Source organism: Brevibacillus panacihumi, from assembly GCF_003710985.1.
GTDB lineage: Bacteria > Bacillota > Bacilli > Brevibacillales > Brevibacillaceae > Brevibacillus > Brevibacillus panacihumi.
This window is the reverse complement of the sequence record NZ_RHHT01000002.1, coordinates 544,611-557,277: the sequence shown is the minus strand read 5'-3', so window position 1 is coordinate 557,277 and position 12,667 is coordinate 544,611. Positions and strand designations below refer to the sequence as shown.

The 12,667-nt window shown below is 52.1% G+C and carries 11 protein-coding genes; 7 read left to right on the top strand and 4 right to left on the bottom strand.

Annotated elements, in window-relative coordinates:
- Window positions 1–327: 327 nt before the first annotated feature.
- A complete protein-coding gene (adhP, locus tag EDM58_RS02745; protein WP_122911951.1) occupies window positions 328–1,341 on the bottom strand; it encodes an alcohol dehydrogenase AdhP in 1,014 nt (337 codons plus the stop codon).
- Window positions 1,342–1,576: 235 nt separating this feature from the next.
- On the opposite strand from adhP, the gene EDM58_RS02735 reads away from it, so the two are divergent.
- The 4 genes from EDM58_RS02735 (at window position 1,577) to EDM58_RS02720 (ending at window position 6,774) form a co-directional block, all read left to right on the top strand.
- Window positions 1,577–2,725 carry an iron-containing alcohol dehydrogenase gene (locus EDM58_RS02735; protein WP_122911949.1) on the top strand — a complete coding sequence of 383 codons (1,149 nt, stop codon included), beginning with the start codon at window positions 1,577–1,579 and terminating at the stop codon, window positions 2,723–2,725.
- 10 nt (window positions 2,726–2,735) lie between these two features.
- Window positions 2,736–4,049 carry a sensor histidine kinase gene (locus tag EDM58_RS02730; RefSeq protein WP_122911948.1) on the top strand — a complete coding sequence of 438 codons (1,314 nt, stop codon included), beginning with the start codon at window positions 2,736–2,738 and terminating at the stop codon, window positions 4,047–4,049.
- Complete coding sequence (locus tag EDM58_RS02725; RefSeq protein WP_122911947.1) at window positions 4,018–5,457, top strand: sigma-54-dependent transcriptional regulator; 1,440 nt, start codon at window positions 4,018–4,020, stop codon at window positions 5,455–5,457. The genes EDM58_RS02730 and EDM58_RS02725 overlap by 32 nt, the downstream gene beginning before the upstream one ends.
- A 90-nt stretch (window positions 5,458–5,547) precedes the next feature.
- Window positions 5,548–6,774 (top strand): benzoate/H(+) symporter BenE family transporter, encoded by a 1,227-nt coding sequence (locus tag EDM58_RS02720; protein WP_246000495.1) that lies wholly within the window; start codon window positions 5,548–5,550, stop codon window positions 6,772–6,774.
- Between the two features lie 7 nt (window positions 6,775–6,781).
- Here the strand turns inward: EDM58_RS02720 and EDM58_RS02715 are convergent, their stop codons facing one another.
- On the bottom strand, window positions 6,782–7,324 hold the full coding sequence (locus EDM58_RS02715) for a DUF502 domain-containing protein (RefSeq protein WP_122911946.1): 543 nt from the start codon (window positions 7,322–7,324) through the stop codon (window positions 6,782–6,784).
- 95 nt (window positions 7,325–7,419) lie between these two features.
- Here EDM58_RS02715 and EDM58_RS02710 point away from each other — a divergent pair, with 95 nt between their 5' ends.
- The 3 genes from EDM58_RS02710 (at window position 7,420) to EDM58_RS02700 (ending at window position 10,263) form a co-directional block, all read left to right on the top strand.
- Window positions 7,420–8,247, top strand: coding sequence for a sulfurtransferase (locus EDM58_RS02710; RefSeq protein WP_122911945.1), 828 nt, complete (start codon window positions 7,420–7,422; stop codon window positions 8,245–8,247).
- A gap of 199 nt (window positions 8,248–8,446) precedes the next feature.
- Window positions 8,447–9,010, top strand: a complete 564-nt coding sequence (locus EDM58_RS02705) for a GNAT family N-acetyltransferase (protein ID WP_122911944.1) — start codon at window positions 8,447–8,449, stop codon at window positions 9,008–9,010.
- Window positions 9,011–9,378: 368 nt separating this feature from the next.
- On the top strand, window positions 9,379–10,263 hold the full coding sequence (locus tag EDM58_RS02700; protein WP_122911943.1) for a carboxylesterase: 885 nt from the start codon (window positions 9,379–9,381) through the stop codon (window positions 10,261–10,263).
- 24 nt (window positions 10,264–10,287) lie between these two features.
- On the opposite strand, the gene EDM58_RS02695 is transcribed toward EDM58_RS02700, so the two are convergent.
- Window positions 10,288–11,262, bottom strand: a complete 975-nt coding sequence (locus EDM58_RS02695; protein WP_183187384.1) for an alpha/beta fold hydrolase — start codon at window positions 11,260–11,262, stop codon at window positions 10,288–10,290.
- Between the two features lie 183 nt (window positions 11,263–11,445).
- The gene (locus EDM58_RS02690) at window positions 11,446–12,594 is read right to left on the bottom strand and encodes an MFS transporter (protein WP_122911941.1); all 1,149 of its coding nucleotides are present in this window, start codon (window positions 12,592–12,594) and stop codon (window positions 11,446–11,448) included.
- Between the last annotated feature and the right edge of the window lie 73 nt (window positions 12,595–12,667).

The window sequence follows — 12,667 nt, the reverse complement described above, 5'->3', positions numbered from 1 at the left end:
ACCTCATAATACGAAAAAGGGAAAAACGCTCCAGGCGGGTTGGGATCTTCACTGAGGGTCGGACAGGGCCGGCTCCACTCCAAAGGCGGAACCGCGGCCAAAAGCAGCCAGCTCCAGGGAGTAGATCAGGGTTGGCCGCTGAAACCGTGTTCCGCCTTTTCCGTTGCGTCTGGGTCAAGATCCCAAATGCCTTCGCTTTTTTTCCCTTTTTCCTCGACCAGCTTTACCTGTTCTCCTTTCTGTTTTTGTAAGCCTCTCGTGGAGTGTCTTTGTTTCATGAAAAAAGCTGCCATCATGATTCGATGGCAGCTTTTCCTATTCCAATGCTTAGTCCAAGGTCAATACAACCCGGCCATTGATTTGTCCCTTTTCCATCCGCTCGAAGACCTCGTTGATCTTCTCCAGCGGCTGCGTCTCGATGATTGCCTTTACTTTGCCTCGCGCGGCAAAATCGAGCGCTTCCTGCATATCCTTTCGGGTCCCTACAATTGAGCCTTTAACGGTCACTCCGTTTAGCACGGTATCAAAAATCGGGATGGGCAGGTCAGCGTTCGGCAAGCCGACGACCACCACTGAACCTCCTCTTCGGACAGACTTGTACGCCTGTTCAAAAGCCTTTTTGGTAACCGCTACGCTGATGGCGGCATGGACGCCGCCTACCTGCTCCTGAATCGCTTGGATCGGATCTGTTTCACTCCCGTTCACGGTTACGTCTGCCCCCAGCTCCTTGGCCAGCTCCAATTTCTCCGGGTGGATGTCAACAGCTACGACATTGTACCCCATCGCTTTGGCATACTGCAGCGCGACATGTCCCAGTCCGCCGATTCCATAGATGGCGACCCACTCGCCTGGTTTGATATTCGCTACCTTCAGCGCCTTGTAAGTAGTCACACCGGCGCAAAGAATCGGAGCGGCATCCACATCGCTCAGCTCATCGGGAATGCGTGCCACATAGGCTGCCGGGGCGACGCAGTATTGCGCATAGGCTCCATCAGCCGAATAGCCCCCGTTCAATTGGTGCTGGCACAGGGTTTCCCAGCCCGTCAGGCAGTAATCGCATTCCCCGCACGCTGAGAACAGCCAGGGAATTCCTACGCGATCCCCTACTTTCAGCGAGGTCACTCCCTCACCCAGCTTTTCCACGACTCCTACTCCCTCATGCCCAGGAATGAGGGGCAGCTTCGGTTTGACGGGCCAGTCTCCTTGTGCGGCATGCAGATCGGTATGGCATACACCGCAGGTTTTGACACGCACCAGCACCTGACCATACCCTGCCTGAGGCACCTCCACCTCTTTTACCTCCAGCTTTTGTTGGAATCCGTTGACGACCGCTGCTTTCATTGCTTCTTCCTCCTCTTTTCAGATGTTTTTCGACTCTGCCAACTCTTTTTGCAATCCGTGTGCCAAGATGAAAACGCTTTTATTTCCTTCCTATCAGCTTCAAATATCGTTTCATCTGGCCGCAATGTTGGCTGAACGGGCCGAAAAAACGGCCGCTTTGCCGAGCTTTTGGCTGCGACAGGAAATCGGCTCTGTCCTGATGTATTACTAGGGAAGAGAGAAAGGAGGATGCCGCATGCAGATTTCTAAATTTATGACACCGGAAATCATTTTTGGGAACCAGTCCCTGGGGCAAATCGGCGAAAGCCTGCGCAGGCTGGGTGCGACCCGCGTCTTTCTCGTCAGCGACCCCGGAGTTGAAAACGCAGGCTGGATCGAGCAAATCATTCATTACCTTCGGCAGCAGAACCTCGACTATGTCCTGTGGACGCAAATTACAGCCAATCCGAAAGATTATGAAGTCCATGCCGGGGTAGCCGAGTACCGCTTGAAGGAGTGCAATGCCATCCTTGGCGTCGGCGGGGGCAGTGCGATCGATGCAGCAAAGGCCATCGCCCTGCTGGGGACCAATGAAGGCCATATCGTCGATTACGAAGGCGTCGATAAAATCAGCCACCCTTTGCCGCCCATGGTGATGGTCCCGACTACAGCCGGATCGGGCTCCGAAGTTTCGCAATTTTCCATCATTGTCGACAGCGCGAGAAAAGTGAAGATGGCGATCATCTCCAAGTCCCTGATTCCCGATATCGCGATCATCGATCCGCAAACCTTGATGACGAAGGACCAGCAGCTGACCGCCAATACAGGCATGGATGTGCTCACCCATGCGATCGAATCCTATGTCTCTCTTGCCGCCACCCCGCTGACGGAGGTGCATTCGCTGCAAGCCATGCGGCTGATCGCCAAGCATCTGCGTCCGTCTGTCGCGAGCTGCTACAACGAAGAGGCCAAGCATGCAATGGCCATGGCCAGCTTGCAAGCCGGCATCGCCTTCTCCAACGCCATTCTGGGAGCAGTACACGCCATGTCCCACCAGCTCGGCGGATTTCTCGACGCTCCCCACGGAGAAGTAAATGCGATCCTGCTTCCCTATGTCCTGGAATACAATTACTTAGCCGTACCTGAAAAATACCGGCACATCGCAGAATGTCTGGGGGAAAACACTTCCGGCTTAAGCTTGCGCGACTCTTCCCGCCTCGCATTAAAAGCTGTCAAAGACCTGGCGCGGGATCTGGACATTCCGGAGTCGCTCTCCGCGATCGGCCTGCAGCCCGACCAGATCGAATGGCTGAGCACGCATGCCCTTCAGGATGTCTGCATGGCCACCAATCCGCGCGACATGACTGTAAATGATGTTGCGGCCATTTTTCGGCAAGCCCTATAGGAGGACCCATATGTACAGGAAACAGGAGATCTTGGAGAAGCTGACTGGCATCCAATCCTCCCGGAAGAGCTACTATACCGAGCTGATTTATCTCGTGGAGGAGATGAAAAAGAAAAACAACCAGCTTGCCGTCATCAACCAGCTGACCCAAATTCAGATCAACGCCACCTGGCCCGAGACGAGTATCGCCATCGCAACACAGCTGCAGCTGATCCTTCCCTTTGAACATTTTGCTCTTTCCCTGCAGCAAGGAAGTGCTTTATCGACCTATCTTTCCCGCTGGAACGGAGGGGAATGGCAATGCCAGTCGTGGCAGCAATCGGCCTCGACCGATCTCGCGCAGGCTGCTCAACGATTGCATGCCTCGATCAGCGAGATCCTTCCCCAGCACCTGGCTACCTCTGTTCCCTTGCAAAATCTACGAAAACAAACCTTCGGATTCCTGACCATCCTTCACCGCGGAGGACAGGGGCTTTCCAAGGAAGAGAGCGAATTGTTTCAACTGACCGCTAGCCACGTCGGAGTTTGTGTAGAAAATATTCTGCTCTTCCAGGATCTCAGCGAGAAAGTAAAAATTGAGGCTCAACTGGTTCAGTCTGCGAAGATGGCAGCCATCGGCGAAATCGCTGCGGGCATCGCTCATGAGCTCAACAGTCCATTAACGGCCATCCTCGGCAATTCCCAGCTGCTCTTGCGTGAAATGGGTGCATGTGAAGCTGCTCCCTTGATGAACGACATCTATCGCTGCGGTGTCCGCTGCAAGAAGATCATTCAAAACCTGCTCACCTTTTCACGCCAGGAAGAGTATCAGTTCGAAGAGGTCTTCCTCGATGATGTGGTAGAAGACGCACTCGGATTGATCGGTTATCAGCTTACGGTGTCAGGCTTGGCCATCCAATTCGAGCAAGCACCAGCAAAGCTCTCCTTTTACGGGAGCCGCCATCAAATCGAGCAAATTGTGATCAATCTCTTGCTGAATGCCCGTGATGCCCTTGCTGGTCAAGAAGACGGGCGCATCACCATACGCACGTTTTACCAGAAGGACGAGGACCGCTCCTATGCGGGACTATCCGTCCACGACAATGGAATGGGCATTTTGCCAGAGCATCTCCCGCAAATCTTTCAGCCCTTTTTCTCTACCAAAGAACGCTCCAAAGGGACCGGGCTCGGCCTGTCCGTCAGTTTGGGCATCGCCGCTGCGCATGGAGGAAAGCTTTGGGCAGAAAGCGAAAGCAACGAGTACAGCCTATTCACCTTGTTGCTGCCACTGTCATCCGATGAGGAGGTTCATCATGGAGAAGAAACAGATCCTGATAGTCGATGACGAACACGAGGTTACTTCCTTCTTCACCTATTTTCTCAAGCAAAAAAACTGTGATGTCACGGTCGCCCATACGGGACAGGATGTGGAACGATTGCTGCAGAGCCATTCCGCAGGCTTTCATGCAGCCCTGCTTGATCTCAAGCTCCCCGATGCATCCGGTCTAGATCTGCTGCAGCGCATCAAGTCGGTCTATCCGGCTTGCGAAGTCCTGATCATGACAGGCTACAGCACGATCAAATCGGCGGTGACAGCGATCCAGCTTGGAGCCAAGGATTATCTGGAAAAACCGTTTGATGATCTCGACGGCCTGGAGCGAATCATCGATTCCGTGCTCGAGGCATCCGTCGACCAGGAGCATGATCTGGTCCAACAAGCTGCGTCGTACGGCATCGTGTTTACACCCGGCAGTCCCATGGCGAAGGTGGCTGCCATTGCCAAAAAACTGGCACCCAAGGCCATCCATGTGTTGATCGAGGGAGAAACGGGGACAGGAAAGGAATTAATGGCGCGTTTTCTTCATGGTGAAAGCTCGCGAGCCCACCACCCTTTCGTTGCTTTCAACTGCGGGGCTGTCCCCGAATCACTGCTGGAAAGTGAGCTCTTTGGCTACGAAAAAGGGGCTTTTACCGGGGCATTGAAAGCACGCAAAGGCTTTTTCGAGCTTGCCCATAACGGGACGCTATTCCTCGATGAGATCGGAGAAGCTCCGGCATCCATTCAGGTCAAGCTCTTGCGCACCCTGGAGAGCGGAGAATTCATTCGTGTCGGGGGCGAGCAGGTAACGCAGAGCAACATCCGCTTTATTTCTGCTACGAATCGGGATTTGGAGCACGAGGTGGAAATGAACCGGTTCCGCCGAGATTTGCTTTACCGTCTGGAAGGGATCAAGCTCGCGATTCCTCCGCTGCGGGAACGCGTGCAGGATATCCCTGCGATTGCCAAGGTCTTTTTGGAAAAAAGAGGGGGCTCCTCATGCGAAATCGATCGCGAGGCAGTGGAGGTTTTGCAGCAGTATGATTGGCCTGGCAATGTCAGACAGCTCATCAATGTTTTGAATCAAACACTGGCCCTTCACGAATGCCGGGTATTGCGCGCCGAGCATTTGCCGGCAAATGTGCGTGAAAAAGCTCGGGACCCACGCCCCTCCGCCTCTTTTGCATCAGAATTCTCCGAGCGCTTGGATCAGGAGTGCTCGAAATTCATCCAATCGGTTACCCACAATGTCAAATCGATTGATGAGCTCGATTTTGCCTATCTCACCAGCAGACTGAAACAGCTGGAGACAGAGCTCAGCAGAGCCATCATCGAAAAAGGACTCACCGAGACCAAGGGCGACCGGCAGCTTCTCAGCAAAAAGCTCAATATCACCAAGCGGACCATTCGGTATATCTTGCATGAAAAAACGTAACTCTCCTGACGCCAAAACGGATCAGAGCAGGTATAATAGGGAGCAAACATCCTGAATCATCAGACAAATCCATAGAAAGGGGCACCCTTTTTGTATTCACGTCTGCGCCAACTTCGCACTGACTTCTCTATTTCTGCTTTTATCGTCGGACTTATCGCCACAATGGTTTCCTATGCGGGTCCTCTCCTGATCGTCTTTCAGGCAGCAGAGGTCGTCAACTTGAGCCATGAGCTGGTTTCCTCCTGGATCTGGGCCATCTCCTTCGGGACGGGGCTGAGCGCGATCGTGCTGAGCATCTGGTTCAAGGCGCCGATCATTACCGCCTGGTCTACTCCGGGGCTGGTACTCCTGGTTGCAAGCTGGTCTGCCTACTCCTTTTCCGATGCGATAGGAGCCTTTGTGATTTCCGGGCTGGCCATTACCCTGCTTGGTTTTTCCGGTCTTTTTTCCAAAATCATGGCTTATGTACCGCAAGCGATCACGACAGCGATGCTGGCCGGAATCCTGCTCTCCTTCGGGGTTCAGGTATTCGTCTCGATACCGGATTTCCCAGCGCTTGCCATCGCGATGCTGATCAGTTATTTATGCGCCAAACGCTGGACGCCGCGCTACGCAGTCGTTATTGCGCTTCTCGTCGGAACAGCTGTGGCTCTTGGCTTTGACCGGATGCATTTTGACACGATTCAGGTGGAGCTGGTAAAACCGATTTTTACCATGCCCACGTTCTCTCTGGATGCCATAATCGGGTTGGGTGTTCCGCTGTTTATTGTGACGATGGCCTCGCAAAATGCTCCCGGCATGGGTGTATTGAAAGCGGACGGCTACGACACGCCCGCAAGCCCGCTGATCGCCACGACTGGATTGGCCTCGCTCCTGACGGCCCCCTTCGGCTCGCACGGCATCAACCTGGCAGCCATCACAGCAGCGATTTGCACCGGGAAGGAAGCGCATCCCGACCCGGGCAAGCGCTACATCGCCGGCATTTCCTCCGGCTTGTTTTACCTCTTGTTTGGCATGTTCGGGGCGACCATCGTTTCTGTCTTTTCCGCTTTTCCCAAGGAATTGACTGCCGTCATCGCCGGTTTGGCCCTCTTCGCTTCTCTTTCATCCAGCCTGACGTCAGCCATGAGCGTACCCTCAGAGCGGGAAAGCGCCTTGATTACGTTTCTCGTAACGATCTCCGGGATCTCGATTGGCGGCATTGGAGCGGCCTTCTGGGGCCTCGTCGCCGGGGTACTGACCAACCTGATTCTCAATGGAGATGTGCGCCGTATTGTGAAGAAAAGCAAGAAACAGGATATCGACGTCTCGGGTTGAAAGACGCTTATTTACCTGACACACCGCCGGAGACCAGAAATGCCATAACCTCCGTGCTGTCGGCGTCGAGCAAGGTTACCTGTTCGGCGGGGAAGATCAACAGATTGCCCGCAAAGTTGTACGATTGCGGCAGATAAACAGCTACGTGATCGGAAAGTCCAAACGATTCCAGATCTTCTTTGGTAATAAAGCCAATAGCTTTCGGAAAACCGTCTTTGGTCAATGTGACGAGGACGGGCTTGTCAAAGCTCTTTTTCTCTCCGACAAAAGCGCTGATCAAGTCCTTGATCGACGTGTAGATCAGCTTGATAAACGGCATTTTTTCAAACAGGCGGGATATCAACGACATAAGCCCCTGCGTGAGCACATTGGAGGCCAAAAATCCGATGATGAAGATCCCTGCCAAGGTCAGGAGAAAACCCACTCCCGGAATGGGCAGATTCAGCCAGCTGTCCACGATGACAAAGATTTTATAGAGGATATAGACGGTCACAGCCAGGGGGATCACATACAGAAGTCCTTCTAAAAAATAGCGGAAGATGCGTTTCATTCGTCCAGCTCCTTTCTCTCTCGTTCCATTGAATATTCTACCTGATCCCTCCCCCATCTGCTATGATGTAGAAAAAAACGAAAGTAGGGAGAATGATGCAAACATTCGTCAGCCCGCAGTGGCTCCACGACCATCTCGACGATGAGCACATCGTCATCGTCGATTGCCGATTCGTCCTCACGGATGCGGAAGCCGGAGAAAAGGCATATCAGGAGGATCACATTCCCGGGGCCCTTTACTTTCATCTAAGCCGCGATCTGTCTGGTGAAAAAAAGGAGCACGGAGGCCGTCACCCTCTGCCGGAAATCGACGATCTGGTCTCGCTCTTTTCGCAGGCCGGGATCGATCAGAGCAAAACCGTCATCGCCTATGACGACCAGGATATGGCGTATGCGGGCCGCTTATGGTGGCTCTTGCGCTACCTCGGGCATGACAACACCTCTGTACTTGAAGGGGGTTACTCTGCCTGGAAAAAGGCTGGCTTTGCTGTAATGGCTGAATTGCCTTCTCCTGTCCCAAGCGCCTTCGTCCCGGCTGTGAGACCCGATATGCTTGTCGATGTCCAAGGGGTGCGGGAGCGTAGCCCAGAAACGGTGCTGCTCGACTCCCGCGCAGGCGAACGGTACCGCGGAGAGGTGGAGCCGCTCGATCCCAAGGCCGGCCATATCCCCGGTGCTCTGAACTTCTTTTACAAGGACAACCTCACCTCTGAACAAACCTTGCTGACAAAAGAAAAGCTGGACGAACGGATTGCCCCTTTTGCTGATAAAGAGATCATCGTCTACTGCGGATCTGGTGTAACGGCCTGTTCCAATCTGCTCGCCCTGCACGCTGCGGGAAGACCGGATGCCAAGCTGTATGCCGGAAGCTGGAGCGATTGGGTGAGCTACCCTGATAATCCGGTTGCGACAGGAGACGAGTAAGAATCGATAGGACGTTTCATAAGCAGGTTTGCGGGCAGTGACAGGTTGCCGTTTGGTGGCGTGTCACTTTCGCCTTAGAATTAAAGCCCCCTGAGAGGATACGATGACTATGAAAATTACATTCCGTTAGGTCCGAGACCCGCCGACATACTCTATACACTCCACAATTAAGACTACGCATGCATATAGGAGGATGAGTATGGATATTGTGATTCGGGAGTTCGCGGTTGGAGATAAAATGAACGGCAACGATATAGATGACAGTTTTACTGTCGATTCCACCATCGTCCTGTCCCTGTCGGGTCGACAAATTAGATATACGGTGAAAGAATGTCCTCGCTATACGAAACGTTATTCGGACGAACAGTTTGAAGAGGCATCGGACGAAGACTATTCCGAATACATCGATAACCCGAATCAAATCGTGTACTTGGCCTGCGCCGAGAATCAAGTCGTAGGCCGAATAGTATTAAAGCGGAACTGGAACAAATATGCTTATGTAGAGGACATAGCAGTTGACAAAAAATATAGAAGACATGGTGTAGGTCGTAAACTGATCGAACAGGCTAAGCGGTGGGCGATAAACGGCGGAATGCCCGGAATCATGTTGGAGACGCAAAGCAATAACGTGAGTGCATGCAAATTTTACGAAAGCTGTGGCTTCGTAATTGGCGGGTTTGATCTTCACCTGTATCAGGGTATTCATAAACACAGTGATGAAATTGCAATTTTTTGGTATTTGATTTTTGATGAGCATCAGTAGCTCATAACCGAGATGTCTTTGCAAGTCCTAACGGAGAAATTGACTGGCATGATGCTAATGACGAGAATATCGCGTTGCCCAAGTTCATAAATCCGCAAAAACCTGCCTTTGGCGCTAAGCTTGGGGTGGGTTTTTTTCTTTTTCTGATTTCCATATTTTCCTTAAAGAACAGCTAGAGATGGAGGGAATTGGGTTTCACAAAAACTGTTATATACAATTTATGTTTTGTGTTTCATATGATTTTACACAATAAAATAAAGGTAATTTGACAAATATAGAAATCTGTATTATATTAATCACTATTCCTGTTACATTCTATGCTTCACCTATCGTCCATCCATACAAGCAGGATTGGGGAGGAGATTTGTATGTCAAACCATTCACCGATTATTCCACCACAACATGACAGCGGCATTCACTATTATCAAACCTATGACGAAAGCCTGGCTCTTTGGCCCGTCGATTACGAAACCTTCTACGTATCTACCCGCTTCGGTCAAACACATGTGATTGCAAGCGGTCCAAAGGATGCCCCTCCGCTCGTATTGCTGCATGGCGCACTGTTCAGCTCTACCATGTGGTATCCCAATATCGCCGACTGGAGTGCCCAATACCGAACCTATGCAATCGACATCATCGGTGATAAGAACAAAAGCATTCCTACTGATTTACACGGTACAAGAGCGGGTTACGCCGACTGGCTTCTTGACGTGTTTGACAACCTCGGGATCGAAAAGACGCACATGATCGGACTTTCGCTTGGTGGACTTCACACCATGAATTTTCTTTTACGTGCGCCGGAAAGAGTAGAAAGCGCCATCATCCTGAGTCCTGCTGAAACGTTCCAACCCTTTTATCAAGATTTTTATACATACGCCTTTGGTCTTGTACAGCCTAACGGAGTTGAGAATTTTATAAAGTGGATGATGGGTGATCGTAATGGCTTACACCCGATTTTTGCAAAACAGTATCATGCGGCAGTCATGTGGAACGATGAAGCAAGGAGTGTAAAGCCTCAAGCTGACGGATTTCCGTATGTTTTCACTGACGACGAGTTACAATCAGTACAAGTTCCCGTTCTGTTGTTGTTGGGAGAGCACGAGGTCATGTATGACCCGCAATCAGCCTTACTTCGCGCTTCTGCTTTGGTCCCCGGGATTGAAGCCGAAATCGTGAAAAATGCCGGCCACGTTGTATCGATGGAACAGCCAGAATACGTTAACCAACGTGTATTGCGTTTTTTAGCTAAATGAATTCGTTTGCTCAATAGGAAAAGGCTATGATGGAATGCCTGCTGGCACTCGCATCATAGCCTTTTTCAACTCAAGCATAACTTCGTGGAATTTCTCCGTCTCTTCAAAATGCGGGAAATGGGCAGATTCTTCAAACCAGATAAATTGCTTCTCTGGCGCCTTCAGTTTTTCATAGTAGCTGTATGCCACAGCGGAGGGTGTCATGTAGTCATGTCTGCCCATGCAAAACATGACGGGGACCGCCAATTCCGGAACGGTATCCGCAAGCTTTACATTCCTGGTCTGCGGCAGGATTGCGTGGCGGGAAAAAGAATCCCCCAAGACAAGCCGTATTCCATCCATCCAGGAGTACTCGGGGGCCAGCAAGATTCCTTCGATCATGTCTGCGTATGTATCACTCCCCCGCTCGGAACCGCCAAAGGCCATGACCCACTTCCGCTCCAGTGTCGCATCCTCTCGCGGATTCTGGTAAGGAGGAGCGCCAATTGCCTCCAGTTCGCGGACCGCTTCTATGAGATTTCGACGCTTTGCTTCCTCAAGCACGTACCGATAGGAAATCAACTCTCCCTGCGGCGAGTCTGCCACTTGTCCGACACCGATATACGCGTAATAGTGTTCGGGATATTTTTGGACGGTCCAGGTCGCGAGAAGACTCCCCCACGAATGCCCTACAATGAAGATTTTGGGCTGCTGGAACCTCTCTTTCAAATATTCCGTCAACTGGCGCGTATCTTCGATGAGGGTGTCGAGCTTCATATCCTCTTCTGTCAGATTCCAGTGATAGGATTTCCCGGCGCCGCGCTGGTCCCAATTCACGACGACAAAGTCGTTTTCCAGCTCGCTTTGGTAACGGCGCGCATAGGCGATTTGCGGATAGCCAGGACCGCCATGCAGAAAAAGCACGACCGGATTGCTGCGATCTTTTCCGCGAATCAGGATCGACTGCTTGACTCCCCCAAGCTCGACCTCCTCCAAGCTCGCAACGCTGTTTGGCAACACTGCCCCATGCTCATCTTTCAGGGAAGGAGTCCAGGTCGGGAAGAGCAAAAAAAGGAGCAGCAATCCCAGAGCAATCACTGTATTTCGTATTTTCTTGTGTTTCGAACCCGTCTTTGTTTTTCTCATATTGCCATTATATTGATGACGTTCTGCTGACACAAGAGAAGGCATGACGATACCGAATTACCGAACGACTCCGCTCACCAGCCAACGATGCACGCCTCCCAGCAGACAGACCGTAGCCGTGACGAGAAATGCGATGAAATGGGCGTGGTGCCAGTTGCTGAGCAGGCCTGCCACAATCGGGCTGATGACTGCTCCAAGGGAAAGCACCGCCGAGTAGACGCTAAAGACACTTCCGTACAGCTCCCTGGGCGAATAGACGGTGAGTATCGTCGCCAAGGCGGGGAAAAGCACGCCGAAGCAGCCGCCCATCAGGAACATCATCACCTGAATCGGGACAGGCGCCCCGATCGCCAGGATATAGAGCAGAAGACTCAGTACGGCGAACGATGCAAAGATCCGGTTCTCCACCGAGATTTTCAAAAGCCAGAACTGGCTGAGGATCGCAAGCGTCCCAAGCCCCTTCAAACTAAAGAGAATTCCAGTCACAGCCGGAGACAATCCCTGCCGCTGAATCAGCAACGGAACCTCGTAAATGATGGTTCCTTGTGCGTACAGCACAGCAAATCCGCCCAAAAAAGCAGGGTACAGCATCTTGTTTTCAAATACGCCGATCAAGCCCTTATTCCCGGTCACCTGGGTCTTCAGTTGGGTGCCTGGCATGACATCGACACGTTTGGGCAGGACGAGCCAGGCAAACACCCCGACGGCGATCATCAGGTAGCCAAGCAGCACAAAGGATTGCCCATAGCCAAATTGAACCGCCAAAAAGCTGCCGACCGCCGGCGAAACGATTCCTGCCGAGGTGAGCACCAGGCCTTTTTGTCCCATCAACTGCCCCTGCTCCAGCTCCGTCCGTCCCGTCTCTCCGAGCATGGCGGAACAAGCAGGCGAGACAAACGCCATCAAAAACCCCAGCATCAGACGAAAGGCAAAAAACCCTTCGGTGTTCTTGACCACTCCCTGGCCAATCAGCATGAAGCCAGCCAGAATCAGGCCGCCAGCGATAAACCACTTCTTCGGAAAGCGGTCCAAAAAGGGACCTGCAATCAGATTCCCCGTCAAGTTGCTGACTGCGTACGCCCCCAGAACAAAACCGATTACTGCGGCAGATACCCCCAGCAGATTCAAATACGGCGCTAGCAGCGGCGTTTGGGCATGCATGTCAAAGGCGACGACAAATAACACGACAAACAGGAGAACCCGCATGGTATCCCCCTCCTCTCTCCTGTCGACCAAGCTTTGTCCCAGTATATGAGGAGAGTCGTCCAAGTAGGATTAA

Bases quoted from the DNA above. Each gene is read 5' to 3' on its own strand.
- adhP (WP_122911951.1), bottom strand. From the start codon at position 1,341: ATGAAAGCAGCGGTCGTCAACGGATTCCAACAAAAGCTGGAGGTAAAA.
- EDM58_RS02735 (WP_122911949.1), top strand. From the start codon at position 1,577: ATGCAGATTTCTAAATTTATGACACCGGAAATCATTTTTGGGAACCAG.
- EDM58_RS02730 (WP_122911948.1), top strand. From the start codon at position 2,736: ATGTACAGGAAACAGGAGATCTTGGAGAAGCTGACTGGCATCCAATCC.
- EDM58_RS02725 (WP_122911947.1), top strand. From the start codon at position 4,018: ATGGAGAAGAAACAGATCCTGATAGTCGATGACGAACACGAGGTTACT.
- EDM58_RS02715 (WP_122911946.1), bottom strand. From the start codon at position 7,324: ATGAAACGCATCTTCCGCTATTTTTTAGAAGGACTTCTGTATGTGATC.
- EDM58_RS02710 (WP_122911945.1), top strand. From the start codon at position 7,420: ATGCAAACATTCGTCAGCCCGCAGTGGCTCCACGACCATCTCGACGAT.
- EDM58_RS02705 (WP_122911944.1), top strand. From the start codon at position 8,447: ATGGATATTGTGATTCGGGAGTTCGCGGTTGGAGATAAAATGAACGGC.
- EDM58_RS02700 (WP_122911943.1), top strand. From the start codon at position 9,379: ATGTCAAACCATTCACCGATTATTCCACCACAACATGACAGCGGCATT.
- EDM58_RS02690 (WP_122911941.1), bottom strand. From the start codon at position 12,594: ATGCGGGTTCTCCTGTTTGTCGTGTTATTTGTCGTCGCCTTTGACATG.